The sequence below is a fragment of the Variovorax paradoxus genome (assembly GCF_024734665.1).
Classification (GTDB): domain Bacteria; phylum Pseudomonadota; class Gammaproteobacteria; order Burkholderiales; family Burkholderiaceae_C; genus Variovorax.
Map to the genome: position 1 here is coordinate 2,680,860 of NZ_CP102931.1, position 17,675 is coordinate 2,698,534.

Annotated in this window: 17 protein-coding genes; 14 read left to right on the plus strand and 3 right to left on the minus strand. The window is 67.6% G+C overall.

Annotated features, from left to right (window positions below):
- Window positions 1–3: 3 nt before the first annotated feature.
- The 6 genes from cbiB to NWF24_RS12615 are packed head-to-tail and all read left to right on the plus strand — an operon-like array spanning window position 4 to window position 4,166.
- The gene (gene cbiB / locus NWF24_RS12590; protein ID WP_258354449.1) at window positions 4–975 is read left to right on the plus strand and encodes an adenosylcobinamide-phosphate synthase CbiB; all 972 of its coding nucleotides are present in this window, start codon (window positions 4–6) and stop codon (window positions 973–975) included.
- Window positions 972–1,961, plus strand: a complete 990-nt coding sequence (locus NWF24_RS12595) for a pyridoxal phosphate-dependent aminotransferase (protein ID WP_258354450.1) — start codon at window positions 972–974, stop codon at window positions 1,959–1,961. Before cbiB ends, NWF24_RS12595 begins: the two co-directional genes overlap by 4 nt.
- 27 nt (window positions 1,962–1,988) lie before the next feature.
- Window positions 1,989–2,342: a CidA/LrgA family protein gene (locus NWF24_RS12600; protein ID WP_258354451.1), complete on the plus strand. Its 354-nt coding sequence runs from the start codon at window positions 1,989–1,991 to the stop codon at window positions 2,340–2,342.
- Window positions 2,339–3,067: an LrgB family protein gene (locus tag NWF24_RS12605; RefSeq protein WP_258354452.1), complete on the plus strand. Its 729-nt coding sequence runs from the start codon at window positions 2,339–2,341 to the stop codon at window positions 3,065–3,067. Before NWF24_RS12600 ends, NWF24_RS12605 begins: the two co-directional genes overlap by 4 nt.
- 4 nt (window positions 3,068–3,071) lie before the next feature.
- On the plus strand, window positions 3,072–3,659 hold the full coding sequence (locus NWF24_RS12610) for a GNAT family N-acetyltransferase (RefSeq protein ID WP_258354453.1): 588 nt from the start codon (window positions 3,072–3,074) through the stop codon (window positions 3,657–3,659).
- 42 nt (window positions 3,660–3,701) lie between these two features.
- Window positions 3,702–4,166 carry an OsmC family protein gene (locus NWF24_RS12615; protein ID WP_258354454.1) on the plus strand — a complete coding sequence of 155 codons (465 nt, stop codon included), beginning with the start codon at window positions 3,702–3,704 and terminating at the stop codon, window positions 4,164–4,166.
- A 30-nt stretch (window positions 4,167–4,196) separates the two neighbouring features.
- Here NWF24_RS12615 and NWF24_RS12620 read toward each other — a convergent pair whose 3' ends face one another.
- Window positions 4,197–4,985: a flagellar brake protein gene (locus NWF24_RS12620; RefSeq protein WP_375338454.1), complete on the minus strand. Its 789-nt coding sequence runs from the start codon at window positions 4,983–4,985 to the stop codon at window positions 4,197–4,199.
- 137 nt (window positions 4,986–5,122) lie between these two features.
- Window positions 5,123–6,037: a LysR family transcriptional regulator gene (locus NWF24_RS12625; RefSeq protein WP_093056509.1), complete on the minus strand. Its 915-nt coding sequence runs from the start codon at window positions 6,035–6,037 to the stop codon at window positions 5,123–5,125.
- A gap of 182 nt (window positions 6,038–6,219) precedes the next feature.
- On the opposite strand from NWF24_RS12625, the gene NWF24_RS12630 reads away from it, so the two are divergent.
- The 4 genes from NWF24_RS12630 (at window position 6,220) to NWF24_RS12645 (ending at window position 13,333) form a co-directional block, all read left to right on the plus strand.
- Window positions 6,220–7,119, plus strand: a complete 900-nt coding sequence (locus NWF24_RS12630; protein ID WP_258354455.1) for an alpha/beta hydrolase — start codon at window positions 6,220–6,222, stop codon at window positions 7,117–7,119.
- 147 nt (window positions 7,120–7,266) lie between these two features.
- Window positions 7,267–8,517, plus strand: coding sequence for an efflux RND transporter periplasmic adaptor subunit (locus tag NWF24_RS12635; protein WP_258354456.1), 1,251 nt, complete (start codon window positions 7,267–7,269; stop codon window positions 8,515–8,517).
- Window positions 8,518–8,557: 40 nt separating this feature from the next.
- A complete protein-coding gene (locus NWF24_RS12640; RefSeq protein WP_258354457.1) occupies window positions 8,558–11,827 on the plus strand; it encodes an efflux RND transporter permease subunit in 3,270 nt (1,089 codons plus the stop codon).
- Between the two features lie 24 nt (window positions 11,828–11,851).
- Entirely contained in the window at window positions 11,852–13,333 is a 1,482-nt protein-coding gene (locus NWF24_RS12645) for an efflux transporter outer membrane subunit (RefSeq protein WP_258354458.1), read from the plus strand.
- Between the two features lie 68 nt (window positions 13,334–13,401).
- Here NWF24_RS12645 and NWF24_RS12650 read toward each other — a convergent pair whose 3' ends face one another.
- A complete protein-coding gene (locus NWF24_RS12650) occupies window positions 13,402–13,848 on the minus strand; it encodes a hypothetical protein (protein ID WP_258355410.1) in 447 nt (148 codons plus the stop codon).
- Between NWF24_RS12650 and NWF24_RS12655 the strand changes: the two genes are divergently transcribed.
- Genes NWF24_RS12655 through NWF24_RS12670 form a run of 4 tightly spaced genes read left to right on the plus strand, consistent with a single transcriptional unit; the run spans window position 13,808 to window position 17,674 of the window.
- Window positions 13,808–15,268, plus strand: a complete 1,461-nt coding sequence (locus NWF24_RS12655; protein ID WP_258354459.1) for a cobyric acid synthase — start codon at window positions 13,808–13,810, stop codon at window positions 15,266–15,268. The genes NWF24_RS12650 and NWF24_RS12655 overlap by 41 nt on opposite strands.
- Window positions 15,265–16,305 (plus strand): nicotinate-nucleotide--dimethylbenzimidazole phosphoribosyltransferase, encoded by a 1,041-nt coding sequence (gene cobT, locus NWF24_RS12660; RefSeq protein WP_258354460.1) that lies wholly within the window; start codon window positions 15,265–15,267, stop codon window positions 16,303–16,305. Before NWF24_RS12655 ends, cobT begins: the two co-directional genes overlap by 4 nt.
- Before the next feature lie 5 nt (window positions 16,306–16,310).
- Entirely contained in the window at window positions 16,311–17,105 is a 795-nt protein-coding gene (locus NWF24_RS12665; protein WP_258354461.1) for an adenosylcobinamide-GDP ribazoletransferase, read from the plus strand.
- On the plus strand, window positions 17,102–17,674 hold the full coding sequence (locus NWF24_RS12670; protein ID WP_258354462.1) for a histidine phosphatase family protein: 573 nt from the start codon (window positions 17,102–17,104) through the stop codon (window positions 17,672–17,674). Before NWF24_RS12665 ends, NWF24_RS12670 begins: the two co-directional genes overlap by 4 nt.
- Window position 17,675 lies beyond the last annotated feature (1 nt).

Here is a 17,675-nt window from a genome sequence, read left to right on the forward strand (position 1 = left end):
CTCATGCTCCTCCAGAATCTCGAATACGCCGTCGCTGTAGCCGCTGCGCTGTGGATCGCGCTGGCCATCGACCGCTGGCTGGGTGAGCCGCCTGCGCCGCTGCACCCTGTCGTGTGGATGGGACGCTACCTCGGGCTCGGTTCGCGCATCGCGCCGCCTGCGTACCCAGCGAAGCCGGTGGATCTGCCGATGTTCTTCATTGGCGCGTTGGTGTGGTGCGTGGGGGCCGTGTGCGTCTGGGGCGTCGCCTTTGCCTTGCAGACGCTCATGGTGCTGTCGCTGCCCGCGTGGGCCGTGGCGCTGTTGCTGGGCCTGCTGCTGAAGCCGCTCTTTGCCTGGCGCATGCTGCGCGATGAAGTACTTGCGGTCGAGGCCGCGCTGGCCGTTTCGCTCGATGCCGGCCGCAAGCAATTGGCGCGTCTGGTGAGTCGCGACGTTTCCCAGCTCAGCGAGCGCGAAGTGCGCGAGAGCGCCATCGAATCGCTCGCGGAAAACCTCAACGACTCGCTCGTGGCCCCGGTGTTCTGGTTCGTGCTGTTCGGCCTGCCGGGTGCAGCGCTTTATCGTTTCGCGAACACCGCCGACGCGATGTGGGGCTACCGCGGCGAGCGCAATGGCCGCGACTGGACCTGGCTCGGCAAATGGGCCGCGCGCGCGGACGACGTGCTCTCGTGGGTACCGGCGCGCATCACTGTGGGGCTGCTGGCGCTGGCGGCATGGCGCTGGCCTGCGGGGCTGTCAGAAGAGGCGCGCCGCACGCCGTCGCCCAACAGTGGCTGGCCGATGGCGGCGATGGCGCTGCTGCTGGGCGTGCGGCTTGCGAAGCCGGGTGTGTATGCGCTGAATGCCGAGGGGCGTGCGCCTTCCGCGTTGGACATGCAACGCACCGCGCAACTGGGTGGCCGGGCCGCGTTGGCGGCGGGTGTGTTCGCGTCGCTGGCCATCGTGGCGACAGCCGGCTGGAGGTGGGTATGAGCACGGTGGTGCACGGCGGTCCTGATGCGGCTGGCGTAGCGCCGCACGACTTCTCGACCAATGGCAATGCTGTGGGCTCGTGCCCGGCCGTGCTGTCGGCGTTGCGCACTGCCGATGCCGCGCACTATCCGGACCCGCACTACACGGCGCTGCGAGGCCGATTGGCGGCCTTTCACGGCGTGACGGCCGAACGCATTGTGATCGCGGCGAGTGCGAGCGAATTCATTCACCGCATCAGCGCAGCGGTGGCGCAAGGTGGCGGCAAGCAGGTCTGGCTGCCGGCGCACAGCTATGGCGACTACGAGCGCGCGGCGCTGGCCTGGGGTTTGCAGGCGGTGCGCGCGCCGCAGGCGCATGCCGATGTCGCGCTGCGCTGGTGCTGCGAGCCGTCGAGCCCGCTGGGGCAGCCGCAAGCCGATCTGCCGTTGCAGGCCGCGAGCAGCCATGGCGCATGCGTGCTCGACCTGGCCTATGAGCCGCTGCGCCTCGAAGGCCGGCCATCGCTCGACGCTGCGCAACGGCACCGCATCTGGCAGCTGTGGACACCGAACAAGGCCATGGGCCTGACCGGCATCCGCGCCGCCTATGCAATCGCGCCCGAGGATGTCGATGCGCTTTTCATGCAACGCATCGAGCGGCTGGCCTCGTCATGGCCGCTGGGCACGCATGGCGTGGCGCTGCTCGACACCTGGGCCGGCGACGAGGCGCAACGCTGGCTCGCACAAAGCCTGCAGACTCTGAAAGCCTGGAAGGTCCAGCAACGCGCGATGTGCGAATCGCTCGGCTGGCAATGCCTTCCGAGCGATGCCAACTTCTTCTGCGCACGCACCGACCGGCCGTATCCCGACGTGGCCGCAGCGCTGCGCGCCGAAGGCATCAAGGTGCGCGACTGCGCCTCCTTCGGCCTGCCGGGTCATGTGCGCCTCGGCGTGCTGCCGCCCGCAAGCCAGCAGGCATTGAAAGAGGCCTGGACAAACGCGTCCTGAACACATACACCCGCATCCACAAGAAAAATGCTCTACGCCATCACCACGCTCTTTCTCTGCCAACTGGCCGGCGAACTGCTCGTGCAGTGGCTCGGCCTGCCTATTCCCGGTCCGCTGATCGGCATGGTGCTGCTGTTCATCGGCCTGCTTGTGCGCGGCGGCGTGCCGCAGGTGCTGAGCGACACCTCGGGCCATTTGCTGCGCAACCTGATGCTGCTGTTCATCCCGGCCGTGACCGGCGTGATGCTGCATTTCGAGCGGGTGGGGCGCGAGTGGCTGCCGTTTCTTGCGGCGGGCATCGTCGGCGCGGCCTTCACCATGACGGTCACGGCGCTCACGTTCCGCTGGATGATCCGCCTCACTGGCAAGGACGCGCAATGACCGCGCCGGCCAGGCTTTCTGAAATCTGGGTCTTCCTCGCGCAGTCGCCGCTGCTGTGGCTGTCGCTCACGCTGCTGGCCTATCTTGGCGCGCTGTGGCTGCACACCCGCAGCGGGCGAAATCCGGTGGTCAACCCGGTGCTGATATCGGTGATCGTCATCGTCGGCGTGCTGCTGCTCACGCGCACGCCCTACGACACGTATTTCGAAGGCGCGAAGTTCGTGCATTTCCTGATCGGCCCCGCCACCGTGGCGCTGGCCGTGCCGCTGTACAGCCAGGTCGGCCGGCTGCGGCGGCTGTGGCTGCCCATTGGCGTGGCGCTGCTCGTGGGCTCGGTCGCGGCCATCGTGTCGGCCATCGGCATTGCGTGGATGCTGGGCGGCTCGCACGAGCTGATGATGTCGCTCGCGCCCAAGTCGGCCACCATGCCCATCGCGATGGGCGTGGCCGAGAAGATCGGCGGACTGCCGTCGCTGGCGGCGGTGGCTGCGGCTGTTGCCGGCATCTCGGGCGCGATCATGGCGACCGGGCTGCTGAACCTGCTGCGCATCAAGGAGCCCGCGGTTCGCGGCTTCGCGGTTGGCATGGCTGCGCACGGCATCGGCACGGCGCGGGCCATCCAGGTGAATGAGACGGCGGGCGCGTTCTCCGCGCTGGCCATGGGGCTGAACGGCATCGCGACTGCGCTGCTGGTGCCGTTGATCGTCAGGCTGATGGGAGCCTGAACCGATGCTCAAGGCGGCCGTCACCCCCAAGACCCAGCCGATGAAGCTGGTCTGGCCCGCCAAGGCCTACCTGCCCAGCTATGTGTCAGCCCTGAACCGGGGCTGGGCGCGCGACGAGACGCGTCCCGAATCGGGCTCCGAGGAGCGCGCCGCCATCAAGGCCAATGCCGACCGCTTCCTTGCCAGCCTGGTGGACCGCGAGGCCAAGGGCGGGCGCATCGTCATGCCCGACGGCTCCAAGGTGCGGCGCCTGCCTGGCTACAAGTGCTGGATGTGGGACGGCGAGTTCTGCGGCAGCATCGACCTGCGCTGGCAGCCCGGCACCGACGCCTTGCCGCTCTACTGCCTGGGCCATATCGGCTACAACGTCGTGCCGTGGAAGCAGCGCAAGGGCTATGCGACGCGCGCGCTCGGCGCCATGCTGACGCTGGCCGCGGGCGAGGGGCTGAACCGCGTCGAGATCACGACCAGCCCGGACAACTTCGCGTCGCAGAAAGTGATAGCGGCCAATGGCGGCGTGCTGATCGAAACCTTCATCACCCTGCCGAGCCAGGGCAGCCTCACCAAGTTTCGCTACCGCATCGATCTCTGAAGGAAAATTGCGCTCCCCCCAATTCGAGTTGGAGCGCAATCCATGGCCCAGTACACCGCAGAAATCCTCTGGCTGCGCGGCGAGCAGGACTTTCTAGGCAACACCTACAGCAGACGGCATTCGCTGCGCTTCGACGGCGGCGCGGAAGTGGCGGGCTCGTCGTCGCCGCACGTGGTGCCGCTGCCGATGTCCGATGCGTCGGCGGTCGATCCGGAAGAGATGTTCGTCGCGTCGCTCTCGAACTGCCACATGCTGTGGTTCCTCACCATGGCCGTGAAGCGCAAGTTCGTCGTCGACCGCTACTTTGACGCGGCCACCGGCGTGATGGAGAAGAACGCCGAGGGAAAGATGGCGATGACGGTGGTCACGCTGCGGCCGGAGGTGACGTTCTCCGGCGAGAACGTCCCGACGCGCGAGCAGATCGAGCAGATGCACCACCGGGCGCATGAGGAGTGCTTCATCGCCAATTCGGTGAAGACCGAAGTGCGCTGCGAGCCGGTGTACTGACTTCCGGACGGTCTCCCAGTCCGTACGACGTCAGCGCACCAGCGAGTTGCTCTTCATTTCGAGCTGCGTGATCAGGCGCTGCAGCCTGCTTTCAACGTTGCCCGGCAGCATCAGAAAACGCAAACCCAGTTGATGGCGTCGCGTGCCGTTCGGCAGTGCGGCGGGGCGGTGCGACACGAGTTCCAGATCGAGCGAGAGCCGGCCGAGCGTGCCGAGTGACAGTTCGCAATTCCGCAGGTACGTGCCGACTGGCAATTCGGCCACGCGTTCGTCCGTGGTGCGTACGCCGATGCCGCCGAGCGACAGGTCGTGCACTTCGAAGTGGAACGCATCGCCTTTGGGCAAACGGCCCGTGCACGTGTACGAATCGAGAATCGGCGTATCGACGCGGAAGTACTTTCTGCGTTGCAGGTAGAACAACACCTCGGGAAAGTCGACCTCGAATGCGGGCAGTCCTTCGTAGCGGGTCTCACGCGGCGAGGCGGTGGCGAATTCGATGCGCACGCCGTCCGGCTGGGCGCTGAAATGGCAGTGAGGCGCGGCCAGCAGGCCCTTGTTCTGCTCGGGCGATGCGCCCCAGTCGAAGATGAAGGTGCATGCGCGCACATCCACATCGAGAAGCTGCGTCACGAGTTGGCCGCCTGCGTATTGAACGCTGAGGAAATCGCTGCCATTGGCGAGATTGCGCAGCCGGGCGCCGATTTCCAGCGGATTGCGGCGGCCGAATTCGTTTGCGTCTTCGTCTGGCGGGTTTTGCGTCTGGCCCGAAGCGTCGGCCTGACCGTTCGACTGGTTTTCCATAGGGTTGGCGGAATGCATGTTCTTGTGGGCGCGGTCTTCAGCGAAGCTGCGGCATAAACCGGCCGAAGTTTAGGGGCCTGCAATGAAACATTTGCTGCAGACGTCGAAGCCGCCGGCACACCCAACGCGCCCTGGCAGGCACCGTCCGCGAGCGGTCAACGGCGCTGCAGCCGCGGGTTCTTGGCGAACAGTTCGGCCGCCCAATCAACGAAGGCCCGCACCTTGGCGCTCAGGTGCCGGTTGGGCGGGTACACCACGTGAATGGGCAGCGGATCGCGACTCCAGTCCGGCAGCACCTCGACCAGTTCGCCGCTTTCCAGCAGTGGCTCAGCCATGAAGGTGATGCACTGCGAAATGCCGAAGCCACCGAGCACCGCCGTGATGTGCGCATTGCTCTCGTTGACCGACACGCGGTAGTGCCCGTTGAGCTCGATGTGCTCGTCGCCCTTCTTGAACTCGTGCGGGTACACGCGGCGCGTGGTGCCCGAGAAATAGCTCACCACCACGTGGCGCTTCTCGATGTCGTTCGGGTGCTGCGGCACGCCATAGCGCTTGATATACGCCGGTGACGCCACGGTGACGAAGTGCAGGGTGCCGATGCGCCGTGCCACCAGCGACTGGTCGCTGAGGTCGCCCGCGCGGATCACGCAGTCGACGTTGTCGCTGATCAGGTCGACGGTGCGGTCGCTCACGCCCAGGTCGACCTGGATGTCGGGGTAGCGGTCGCAGAAGGTGGCCAGCGCGGGCAGGATGATCTGCCTGGCCACCGAGGTGCCTATGTCGATGCGCAGCCGCCCCGTGGGGTTGGCCTGCGCATTCGTCATGCTGGCTTCCATGTCGTCGAAGTCGTTGAGCAGGCGCGCGGCGCGCTCGTAGTAGGCCGCGCCGTCGGGCGTGACGGTGACGCGGCGCGTGGTGCGGTTGAGCAGCTTCACGCGCAGGCGCGATTCGAGCGCCTGAATCTGCTTGGTGACCGTGCCTTTGGGCAGGGCGAGCGAGTCTGCCGCCCGGGTGAAGGTGCCGGCTTCCACGACGCGGACAAAGATCCGCATTGCCTGGATTTGATCCATCGAATGCCTGTTGTTGGTGCCCGGCCCACACCGGGGGGAGCGGATTCTCACACAAGGCGCCAAACCCTTGCGAAGCGCCGCGATTGTTGTCGGTTTGGAAACAGAGTAGGGGCGGCTTGCCTGTTTAACGTCACACTGGGCGACTTATATTTCAACCATCGCCCAATTCCCTGAGGTCGCCCATGTCACCCGTTCCATCGTCCCGTTCTGCCGAAGCTGCCGCCCGCGCTGCGGCGCAAGGCGTGGAAGCCGATCTGTCGATCGAGCTGCCCGGGCGCGAACCGGTCGGTGCCCGTGTGTACGGCCAGCGCGCCAAGGGTGACGTTGCGCCGCTGGTGCTCCACTTCCACGGTGGCACCTTCGTCTGCGGCGACCTCGACAACGGCCGCAATGTGGCCCGGCTGCTGGCCGGGGCGGGTGCGGTGGTGGTGTCGCTGGCTTACCCGCTGGCGCCCCAGTCGCCGTTTCCGGAGCCGATCGAGGTGGGCTATGCCGCCCTCGAATGGCTCTACAAGCAGCGCACCAAGCTCGGCGGCAAGGGTGCGCAGGTGTACCTGGCCGGCGAAGAAGCCGGTGGCAACCTGGCAGCTGCGGTGGCACTCATCGCTCGCGACCGGGCACATCCGCCGGTGGCAGGCCAGATCCTGCTGTCGCCCATGCTCGACCCGTGCGCCGGTACCGCCTCGCTGCGCAACGCCACCAGCGACGAGCCCGAGTGCCGTTGGGCCAGCGGCTGGGAGAAGTACCTGAGCTGCCCATCGAATGCCACGCACCCCTATGCGGTGCCGAGCGGTTCGCTGCGGCTGTCGTCACTGGCGCCCGCGCTGGTGCTGGTGGGTGCGGACGACGCCATGCGCGACGAGGCGCTGACCTTCGCGGGCCGCCTGCGTGCCGCCGGCATCGAGGTTACGAGCAGCGTGCTGCCCAGCGCCTCGAACTGGCCCAAGGCGCTGTACGACACCGAGAACACGGGTTGCGTGGCCTGTGAGGCGACGGTGCAGCAGCACTTCCGCGAGTTCTTCAGCGCGACCACACCGCCGACCACCGTGCCCACGGGTGCGGCGCCCAACCACCCCAGCTAGCTCCCGGCCAGCCACGGCTGCCTGATCGACACGCTGCCAGCGCGGCAGCGTGCGAGGGCCCTCTTTTTCCTGAATTCCGCCTCCTGGTGCCAAAAGCGCCGGGGTGGCCTGTTGCATCCCCAAAGTCATCGAGAAGGACGAACCATCATGTCGAACAACGAGAAAAAGCTGTCTTCCGTAGCCCGCAAGGGCCTGTGGCCCGCCGTGACCGGCATTACCGCATTGCTGGCGGTGGCCGCCGCGGTGGTGGGCATGTACAGCTTCAAGGCCGAAGCCAACAACGCCCCGGCCGCCCCGCAAGCCACGCCGGTTTCTGTCGCCACCGTGGCGTCGAGCGAGATCAACGCCTGGGACGAGTTCTCGGGCCGGCTCGAAGCCGTCGAGCGTGTCGACGTGCGCTCCCGCGTCGCGGGCGCCGTGCAGTCGGTGCACTTCCGCGAAGGCGCGCTGGTGAAGCAGGGTGAGTTGCTGGTCACCATCGACCCCGCACCGTACGCGGCCGAGGTCGAGCGCGCCGAAGCGCAGGTGGCATCCGCGCAGGCCCGCCAGTCGTTCAGCCGCAGCGAGCAGGAGCGTGCCAAGCGCCTGTGGGACGACAAGGCCATTGCCCAGCGCGAATACGACGAGCGTGTGAACGCCGGCCGCGAAGCCGACGCCAACCTGCGTGCGGCGCAAGCCTCGCTGCAGTCGGCGCGCCTGAACCTGGGCTACACCCAGGTACGGGCTCCGGTGTCGGGCCGCATCGGCAGGATCGAGGTGACGGTGGGCAACCTGGTGGCGGCCGGTCCGGGCGCTCCGGTGCTGACCACGCTGGTCTCGGTGAGCCCGATCTACGCGAGCTTCGACGCTGACGAACAGGTCATCACCCGTGCGCTGAAAGACCTGCCGAGCGGCTCCAGCGCTCGCGGCCAGATCGAAAGCATCCCCGTGCAGATGGGCACCGCCGGCCTCGAAGGCACGCCCTTCACCGGCAAGCTGCAGCTGATCGACAACCAGGTCGACGCCCGCAGCGGCACCGTGCGTGTGCGTGCCTCGTTCGACAACAAGGACGGCGCGCTCATTCCCGGTCAGTTCGCCCGTATCCGCATGGGCCAGGCACGCAACGACACCGCACTGCTGGTGAGCGAACGCGCCATCGGCACCGACCAGAACAAGAAGTTCGTGATGGTCGTGGGTGAAGACAGCAAGGCCACTTACCGCGAAGTGACCCTGGGTACTTCCATCAACGGCCTGCGTGTCGTGAGCAAGGGCCTGAAGGCGGGCGACCGCGTCATCGTCAACGGCCTGCAGCACATCCGCCCGGGTGCGCTGGTGGCGCCGCAGCAAGTGACCATGGACGCCAAGGCGGACCCCAAGCAACAACAACCGGAACGCGTGGCCGAGGCCGCGAAGTCCTGATTTCGGAGGAGGGCGCACCCGCGCCCACCGGAGAACCATCATGAATCTCTCAAAATTCTTCATCGACCGGCCGATCTTTGCCGGCGTGCTGTCGCTACTGATGCTGATAGCCGGCCTGATCGCGCTGCGCGGGTTGCCGATCTCGGAGTACCCGGAAGTCGCGCCACCTTCGGTGGTGGTGCGCGCCACGTACCCCGGCGCCAACCCGAAGGTGATTGCCGAAACCGTTGCCACACCGATCGAAGAGCAGATCAACGGCGTCGAGGGCATGCTCTACATGGGCAGCCAGGCAACCACCGACGGCGTGCTGACGCTCACCGTCACGTTCCGCCTCGGCACCGATCCCGACAAGGCACAACAACTCGTGCAGAACCGCGTCTCGCAAGCCGAGCCGCGCCTGCCTGAGGAAGTGCGCCGGCTTGGCATCACGACCGTCAAGAGCGCGCCTGACCTGACGATGGTGGTCCACCTCGTCTCGCCGAACAACCGCTACGACATCAACTACCTGCGCAACTACGCGGTGCTGAACGTGAAGGACCCGCTCGCGCGCATCGAAGGCGTGGGCCAGGTCCAGATCTTCGGCGGCGGCGACTACTCGATGCGCGTGTGGCTCGACCCGCAGAAGGTCGCGCAGCGCGGCCTCTCGGCCAGCGACGTGGTGGCTGCGATCCGTGGCCAGAACGTGCAGGCCGCGGCCGGCGTGGTCGGCGCTTCGCCGGGCCTGTCGGGCGTGGACATGCAGCTCTCCATCAATGCGCAAGGGCGCCTGCAGAGCGAAGAAGAATTCGGCGACATCATCGTCAAAAGCGGCACCGATGGCGCCGTGACCCGTCTGCGCGACATCGGCCGCCTCGAAATGGGCGCCGCCGACTACTCGCTGCGTTCGCTGCTGAACAACGACCCGGCCGTCGGCATGGGTGTGTTCCAGGCGCCGGGCTCCAACGCGCTCGACATCTCGTCGAACGTGCGCAAGACGATGGCCGAGCTCAACAAGAACATGCCCGAGGGCCTGGAATACCGCATCGCCTATGACCCGACGCAGTTCGTGCGCGCATCGATCGAGTCGGTGATTCACACGCTGCTCGAAGCCATCATGCTGGTGGTGCTCGTGGTGATCCTGTTCCTGCAGACGTGGCGCGCTTCCATCATTCCGCTGCTGGCCGTGCCGGTGTCGGTGATCGGTACCTTCGCGGTGCTGCACATCCTCGGTTTCTCGATCAACGCGCTGAGCCTGTTCGGGTTGGTGCTGGCCATCGGCATCGTGGTGGACGACGCCATCGTGGTGGTGGAGAACGTCGAGCGCAACATCGAGGCGGGGCTCACGCCGCGTGAAGCAACTTACCGTGCGATGCGCGAAGTGTCGGGCCCCATCATCGCGATCGCGCTGGTGCTGGTGGCCGTGTTCGTGCCGCTGGCTTTCATCAGCGGCCTCACGGGCCAGTTCTACCGCCAGTTCGCGGTGACGATTGCGATCTCGACGGTGATCTCTGCGATCAACTCGCTCACGCTGTCGCCCGCGCTCGCTGCCTTGCTGCTGCGCGGCCACGACGCCCCCAAGGACGCGCTGACGCGCGGCATGGACAAAGCCTTCGGCTGGCTGTTCCGCGGCTTCAACAAGCTGTTCCATCGCGGCTCCGAGGCCTACAGCGGCGGCGTGAAGCGCGTGATCTCGCGCAAGGCGCTGATGCTGGCGATCTACGTCGCGCTCATTGCCGTGACCTTCGGTCTCTTCAAGGCGGTGCCCGGCGGCTTCGTGCCGGCGCAGGACAAGCAATACCTGATTGGTTTTGCCCAACTGCCCGACGGCGCCACGCTCGACCGCACGGAAGAGGTGATCACCCGCATGGGCGACATCATGAAGAAGAACCCGAACGTGGAAGACGCCATCGCCTTCCCGGGCCTGTCGATCAACGGCTTCACCAACAGCTCGAACTCGGGCATCGTGTTTGCCACGCTCAAGCCCTTCGACCAGCGCAAGCGCCCTGACCAGAGCGGCGGTGCGGTGGCTGGCCAGCTCAACGGAGCCTTCGCGGGCATCCAGGACGCCTTCATCGTGATGTTCCCGCCGCCGCCGGTGGCGGGCCTGGGCACCACGGGCGGCTTCAAGCTGCAGCTGGAAGACCGTGCCTCGGTGGGCTATGACCAGATGGACGCTGCAGTGAAGGCCTTCATGGCCAAGGCACAGCAGGCGCCCGAACTGGCCGGCATGTTCACGAGCTGGCAGGTCAACGTGCCGCAGCTGTACGCCGACATCGACCGCACCAAGGCGCGCCAGCTTGGCGTGCCGGTGACGGACATCTTCGACACCATGCAGATCTACCTCGGCAGCCTGTATGCGAACGACTTCAACAAGTTCGGCCGCACGTACAGCGTGCGAGTGCAGGCCGATGCGCCTTATCGCGCCCGTGCCGAAGACGTGGGCCTGCTGAAGGTGCGTTCGACCTCGGGCGAGATGGTGCCGCTGGCCGCGCTGATGAAGGTGAATTCGACCTTCGGCCCGGAACGCGCCATGCGCTACAACGGCTACTTGGCCGCCGACATCAACGGCGGCCCGGCACCGGGCTACTCGTCGGGCCAGGCGCAGGACGCGATCACCAAGATTGCGGCCGAGACGCTGCCCAAGGGCGTGAGCTTCGAGTGGACGGAGCTGACGTACCAGGAAATCCTGGCCGGCAACTCCGCCTTCCTGGTGTTCCCGCTGGCCATCTTGCTGGTGTTCCTGGTGCTGGCCGCTCAGTACGAAAGCCTGACGCTGCCGATCGCGATCATCCTGATCGTGCCTATGGGCATCATGGCCGCGATGGCGGGCGTATGGATATCGGGGGGTGACAACAACGTCTTCACGCAGATCGGGTTGATCGTGCTGGTGGGGCTGAGTGCGAAGAACGCGATTCTTATCGTGGAGTTCGCACGGGAGCTCGAGTTCGCCGGCCGCACACCGATACAAGCCGCCATCGAAGCCAGCCGCCTGCGCCTGCGCCCGATTCTGATGACCTCGCTGGCCTTCGTGATGGGCGTGCTGCCCCTGGTGCTGTCGACCGGCGCGGGCTCGGAGATGCGCAAGGCCATGGGCGTGGCGGTGTTCGCCGGGATGATCGGCGTGACGGCCTTCGGCCTGTTCCTGACGCCGGTGTTCTACGTGCTGCTGCGCCGCCTCGCGGGCAACCGGCCGCTCAAGCTGCATGGCGAAGTGCCGCATGGCGACGACTTCGTGTCGGCCGAGCATCCCGCTGCGCCGTCGCACGGTGGTTCGGGCGGTGGCGGCCTGCACCCGGTGCCTGCATCGCCGCGTCCCTCGCATGACGACTGATCAATAAGAAAGAGAAAGCTCATCATGAAATTCTCAGTTCAACCGCTGGTGAAGCCTCTTCGTAGCGCCTTGCTGCCGCTGATGGCTGCCCTGGTGCTGGCCGGCTGTGCCACCGTGCCTTCGGGCCTGCCCGAGATCACGACCACGGCGCAGTTCAAGGAACAAGGGCCGACGCCGCCCGCCGGCTTCACGCGCGCCGTGCCTTCCGAGGCACAGGCACGCGGCGCCTGGTGGCTGGCGTTCAACGACCCGACGCTGAATGCGCTGGTCGAGAAGGCGGACGTCAGCAACAACAACATCCAGGCCGCAGCCGCGCGGCTGGCCGAGGCCCGCGCGCTGGCACGCAGCGCCAACGCCGACCGCCTGCCGCAGATCGGCCTGAGCGCCGGTGCCAATCGCGGCGCCGGCCTGGACAAGGCCACGGCCAGCACCACGCCGGCCACGATGACCAACATCGGTGCCACGTTCTCGTACGAAGTCGACCTGTTCGGCCGCCTCTCGGGCGCCAGCAATGCGGCCAAGCTCGACGCGACCGGTCGCGAGGCGCTGCTGCAAAGCACCCGGCTCGCGGTGCAGGCCGAAGTGGCGCAGACCTACCTGCAGCTGCGCGCGCTCGATGCCGAACGTGCGCTGGTGCGCGAGCAGGTCGAGGCCTACCGCGACACGCTGCGCCTGTCGCAGCGCCGCGAACAGGCCGGCGACATCGCCGAGCTCGACGTGGCGCGCGTGCAGACCGAGGTGTCGTCGACCGAATCGGACGCGCTTGCGCTCGACCGTCAGCGCGCCCAGGTGGAGCATGCGCTCGCGGTGCTGGTGGGCGATTCGGCTTCGAGCTTCGGCCTGCGCAGCGACGAGTGGTCGACCGCCTTGCCGTCGATCCCGCCGGGCGTGCCGGCCACGGTGCTCACGCGCCGGCCCGACGTGTCAGCGGCGCAGAACGCGGTGCTTGCCGCGCAGGCCCGTGTCGGCGTGGCACAGGCCGCGTGGTTCCCGGACATCTCGCTGACCGGCGCCGCCGGCTACGCCTCGCCCGAAGTCGGCGACCTCTTCAAGTGGTCGGCGCGTTCGTGGGGCGTGGGCGCGCTGCTGTCGCTGCCGATCTTCGACGGCGGCCGCCGCGAGGCCGGTGTGCAGGGCGCCAATGCCCAGCTCGACGGCGCTCTGGCCAGCTACCGCACGCAGGTGCTGGTCGCGTTCCAGGAGGTCGAAGACCAGTTGGCCGCCATCCGCATCCTGCAGGAGCAATCGGTGGTGCAGGCGCAGGCCGTGACCTCGGCCCAGCGCGCCACCAGCCTGTCGGACACGCGCTATCGCAACGGCTACATCAGCCAGCTCGACCTGCTCGACGCACGTCGCAGCGAACTGCGCAACCGGCGGCAGGCGCTGCAGGTGAAGTCGGCGCAGTACCAGGCGGCCGTGGGGCTGATTCGCGCCATCGGCGGCGGCTGGGAAGCACCGGCGCCCGTGGCGGCTGCCGGTGCGCAGACCAAGGTGGCCGCGCGCTGAACGACGACGGCACGGAATCGAAATTGACAGCCTGAACGCCGCAAGGCGGTCTTTGCGCCGTCGTGGGCTCAGTCGGTTTTGCCGGCTGAATTCGCGGCGGCGCTTATTTTTTGCAGCTCCGCCGCGCCCATGGCCAGGGCGCTGGAATAGCTGGCCTGCGGCCTGGCCGCCGTCCGGTAGACCCGGTAGTCGAGGGTCTCGGAGGCTTCGTCGCTATGGCGGGCTTCGAGCAGGGTCCAGAAGAACTGGCCCGGTTCGCGTTCCTCGACTGTGAGAGCCAAATCGTTCAAGGCTGGCATGGGTACCTGGGGTGCAGTGCGATGTGTGATGTCGGGTGTACGCAAGAACGGGACTGTTGGATTCACCGGATGCGTTTGCAACGCCTCAGGTGTGAAAAATGTCTCATTTCGTCGGCCTGGTTCTGTCTCGCTCGGTCTTTTTCGGGCCGGCGCGGTGCTCAACGACAATCCGCCGATGAGTTCAAAGGCGAAAAGCGGGCCGGCGCGGTGCGTCATGGTTCTGGGCACCACCAGCGGCGCCGGCAAGAGCTGGCTGGCCACGGCGCTGTGCCGCTGGTATGCGCGGCAAGGCCTGAAAGTGGCGCCCTTCAAGGCGCAGAACATGAGCAACAACGCTCGCGTGGTCGATGGCGGCGAAATCGGCAGCGCTCAGTATTTCCAGGCCCTGGCCGCGAATGCGCTGCCCGACGTGCGCATGAACCCGCTGCTGCTCAAGCCCGAGCGCGACACCCACAGCCAGGTGGTGCTGATGGGGCAGGTGAGCGAAGAGCTCTCGGCCTTGCCCTGGCGCGGCCGCAGCGAGCGCGTCTGGCCGCCGATCGCGCAGGCGCTCGACGAATTGCGCAATGAGAACGACGTGGTCGTGATCGAAGGCGCTGGCTCGCCGGCCGAAATCAACCTGATGGCCAGCGACATCGTCAACATGCGCATCGCCCGGCATGCTCAGGCGCGCTGCCTGCTGGCGACCGACATCGACCGTGGCGGCGCTTTCGCCCATCTGTACGGCACCTGGGCGCTGCTGCCCGAGGCCGACCGCGCGCTGCTGCGCGGCTTCGTGCTCAACAAGTTCCGTGGCGATGCCTCGTTGCTCGCGCCCGCGCCGCAGCAACTGCAGGAGCTGACCGGCGTGCCCACCGTGGCCACGCTGCCGATGTGGTGGCAGCACGGCCTGCCCGAGGAAGACGGCGTGTTCGATGACCGCAGCCGCGCCAGCGGCACTGTCACCCGCACGGTGGCAGTGGTGGCATATCCGCGCATCAGCAACCTCGACGAATTCCAGGCGCTGAAGAACGTGCCCGGTGTGCGGCTGGTCTGGGCCCGCACGCCGGCCGACGTGGCGGGCACCGACTGGATCGTGCTGCCCGGCTCCAAGCACACCAGCGGCGACTTGGCCTGGCTGCGCGCGCAGGGGCTGGACCGCGCCGTGGCCGCGCATGCCGAACGCGGCGGCGCGGTGCTGGGCATCTGCGGCGGGCTGCAGATGCTGGGCGAGGCGCTTGTCGATCCGCACGGCATCGACGGCAATGCGCCGGGGCTTGGCCTGCTGCCGCTGGTGACGGTGTTCGCGCGCGAGAAGACGGTGCAGCATCGCGCTGCGACCTTCGGCGAGCTGACCGGCACTTGGGGCCCGCTGTCGGGCGTGCCCGTTGCCGGCTACGAAATTCACCACGGCCAGACCGCCGCGCACCCGCAGATGGCGCAAGACGGCCAAGCGGTGATGCCCGACGGGCTGGCCTGGCAGAACGCGCGCGGCAACGTGCTCGGCATCTACCTTCACGGCCTGTTCGAAGACCCCGGCACGCTGCATGCATTGTTCGGCGCCTCTGTGCCCACGCTGGACGCTACCTTCGACGGCCTGGCCGATTTCATCGACACCCATTTCGACGCCGGCGTACTCGCCGGACTGATTGCATGACCGAGACCATCCCCACCATTTCCGACATCACTGACGCCTCGCTCGCAGTCCGCCTGCACAGCGCAATCGACAACAAGACCAAGCCGCTCGGCGCGCTGGGCCGGCTCGAAGCACTGGCCTTGCGCATCGGCAGCATCCTGGGCACCGAGAACCCTGTGCTCGAAGCGCCGCAGATGCTGGTCTGCGCGGGCGACCACGGGCTGGCTGCGCGCGGCGTCTCCGCGTTTCCCAGCGACGTGACATGGCAGATGGTCGAGAACTTCCTCGCCGGCGGCGCGGCCGTGAGCGTGCTCGCGCGGCAGCACGGGCTGGCGCTGACGGTGGTCGATTGCGGCGTGCGGCGCGACTTCCAGCCCCGCCCGGGGCTGGTGTCGCGCCGCATTGCCGAGGGCACGGCCGACGCTTCTACGGGCCCAGCCATGACGCCCGCGCAGTGCACACAGGCCATCGTCAACGGGCGCGAGGTGGTGCGTGCGCTGCCGGGCAATGCGTTGCTGCTCGGCGAAATGGGCATCGGCAACAGCTCGTCTGCTGCGCTGCTACTGTCCCGGCTGGGCGGGCTGGACATCGACGTCTGCATTGGCGTCGGCACGGGCCTCGACGCGGCGGGGCTGGCGCGCAAGCGCGAGGTGCTGCGGCAGGTGCTTGCGTTGCACGCGGGGGCGACGGCGCCGCTGGACGCGCTGGCGGCTTTCGGTGGTTTCGAGATCGCCACGCTGGTCGGCGCGGTGCTTCAGGCTGCCGAGGAGCGGCGCGTGATCGTGGTGGATGGCTTCATCGCCAGCGCGGCGGTGCTGGTGGCACAGGCGCTGCAGCCCTGCGTGGTGCAGCGCTGCGTGGCCGCGCACTGCTCGGCCGAACCCGGGCATCTGCTGCTGCTGGAGCGGCTGGGGCTGGACCCGCTGCTGAACCTCGAACTGCGCCTGGGTGAGGGCTCGGGTGGTGCGCTGGCCTGGCCGCTGCTCGAATCGGCCTGCCGCATCCTGCGCGAGATGGCGAGCTTCGAGTCGGCCGGCGTGTCGCGCAAGGACACCTGAAGCGGATGAACGGCATTCGCCACTTCCTGCTCGCGCTGCAGTTCTTCACGCGCGTGCCGGTGACGGGACCGCTGGCCGCATGGGTCGGCTTCAGCCCGCAGATGCTGCGCGCGAGTGCGGCGCATCTGCCCGGCATCGGATGGCTGGTGGGCGGGGTGGCGGCGCTTGTGTTCGTGGGCGTAGGCATGGGGCTGCCCGGCGTCGCTGGCGCGCTGGCCGCTGCCTTGCTGAGCACCGTCGCCACGGTGATGCTGACCGGCGCCTTCCATGAAGACGGACTGGCCGACGTGGCCGATGGCCTGGGCGGTTCGGCCGACCGGGACCGGGCGCTGGAGATCATGAAGGACTCGCGCATCGGCGCCTTCGGTGCGATTGCGCTGGTGCTGGCGCTGGGCCTGAAGTGCGCGCTGCTCGCCGTGCTGGCCGGGCGTGGCCTGCAGACCGTGGCCATTGCCATCGTCGGCGCGCACGTGCTGTCGCGGCTGATGCCGCTGTTCCTGATCCGCTGGCTGCCGTATGTGGGCGATAGCGGGGCGAGCAAGGCAAAGCCGCTGGCGGATGCGATCAGCGGTGGTGCGCTGGTGACTGCGCTGGTGTGGACGGTTCCGGCGGTGGCGCTGCTGCTGTGTGCGCATGACGCGGCGCACGTTGGGGCGGCCGTGCTTGCGGCCGTTCTTGCCGCGGGCTGGATGGCGAGACTGTTTCTTCGGCGGCTGCAAGGCTTTACCGGCGATGGCTTGGGCGCGACCCAGCAGGTCTGCGAGTTGGCGATCTACCTCGCGCTGGCGTGGCGTGCATGAGCACGAGCCGAAACCTCTGGCTCCAGCGCCATGCGCCCGTGGTGGCCGAGGCTGGCCTTTGCTACGGCGCCACGGACCTCGAAGCCCATGCGGACGCCACGCTCGCCGCCGCGCAGCGCATCGCGCCTTTGCTGCCTGCGGACATCACGTTGATCAGCTCGCCGCTGCGGCGCTGCGCCAGACTGGCCGATGCCATCGCTGCATTGCGGCCCGATCTCCGGGTACAGCGCGACGCCCGGCTCGCTGAAATGAATTTCGGCGGCTGGGAAGGGCGGCCGTGGTCCGCCATTCCGCGCGAGGACTTCGAGGCCTGGACCGGTAACTTCGCCGACGCGCCCGCGGGCGGCCATGGCGAAAGCGTGCGCGCCTTCATGCAGCGCGTGGCCGCCGCGTACGACGAATGGCTGCTGAGCGAGGGCGACGCGCTGTGGGTCACGCACGCTGGCGTGCTGCGCGCGATGACGCTGCTGCACCGGGGTGTGCGCTGTCCCGCAGCTGCTGCCGATTGGCCTGCCGGCGAGATTGCATTCGGCAGCTGGCTGACTTTCGACAATTCGCCCGTCATCTGAC

Coding starts and splice junctions, on each gene's coding strand:
- NWF24_RS12655 (WP_258354459.1), top strand. CDS start 13,808: ATGAGTTCAAAGGCGAAAAGCGGGCCGGCGCGGTGCGTCATGGTTCTG.
- NWF24_RS12595 (WP_258354450.1), top strand. CDS start 972: ATGAGCACGGTGGTGCACGGCGGTCCTGATGCGGCTGGCGTAGCGCCG.
- NWF24_RS12645 (WP_258354458.1), top strand. CDS start 11,852: ATGAAATTCTCAGTTCAACCGCTGGTGAAGCCTCTTCGTAGCGCCTTG.
- NWF24_RS12600 (WP_258354451.1), top strand. CDS start 1,989: ATGCTCTACGCCATCACCACGCTCTTTCTCTGCCAACTGGCCGGCGAA.
- NWF24_RS12665 (WP_258354461.1), top strand. CDS start 16,311: ATGAACGGCATTCGCCACTTCCTGCTCGCGCTGCAGTTCTTCACGCGC.
- NWF24_RS12620 (WP_375338454.1), bottom strand. CDS start 4,985: ATGCATTCCGCCAACCCTATGGAAAACCAGTCGAACGGTCAGGCCGAC.
- NWF24_RS12650 (WP_258355410.1), bottom strand. CDS start 13,848: ATGACGCACCGCGCCGGCCCGCTTTTCGCCTTTGAACTCATCGGCGGA.
- cobT (WP_258354460.1), top strand. CDS start 15,265: ATGACCGAGACCATCCCCACCATTTCCGACATCACTGACGCCTCGCTC.
- cbiB (WP_258354449.1), top strand. CDS start 4: ATGCTCCTCCAGAATCTCGAATACGCCGTCGCTGTAGCCGCTGCGCTG.
- NWF24_RS12635 (WP_258354456.1), top strand. CDS start 7,267: ATGTCGAACAACGAGAAAAAGCTGTCTTCCGTAGCCCGCAAGGGCCTG.
- NWF24_RS12610 (WP_258354453.1), top strand. CDS start 3,072: ATGCTCAAGGCGGCCGTCACCCCCAAGACCCAGCCGATGAAGCTGGTC.
- NWF24_RS12625 (WP_093056509.1), bottom strand. CDS start 6,037: ATGGATCAAATCCAGGCAATGCGGATCTTTGTCCGCGTCGTGGAAGCC.
- NWF24_RS12615 (WP_258354454.1), top strand. CDS start 3,702: ATGGCCCAGTACACCGCAGAAATCCTCTGGCTGCGCGGCGAGCAGGAC.
- NWF24_RS12670 (WP_258354462.1), top strand. CDS start 17,102: ATGAGCACGAGCCGAAACCTCTGGCTCCAGCGCCATGCGCCCGTGGTG.
- NWF24_RS12630 (WP_258354455.1), top strand. CDS start 6,220: ATGTCACCCGTTCCATCGTCCCGTTCTGCCGAAGCTGCCGCCCGCGCT.
- NWF24_RS12605 (WP_258354452.1), top strand. CDS start 2,339: ATGACCGCGCCGGCCAGGCTTTCTGAAATCTGGGTCTTCCTCGCGCAG.
- NWF24_RS12640 (WP_258354457.1), top strand. CDS start 8,558: ATGAATCTCTCAAAATTCTTCATCGACCGGCCGATCTTTGCCGGCGTG.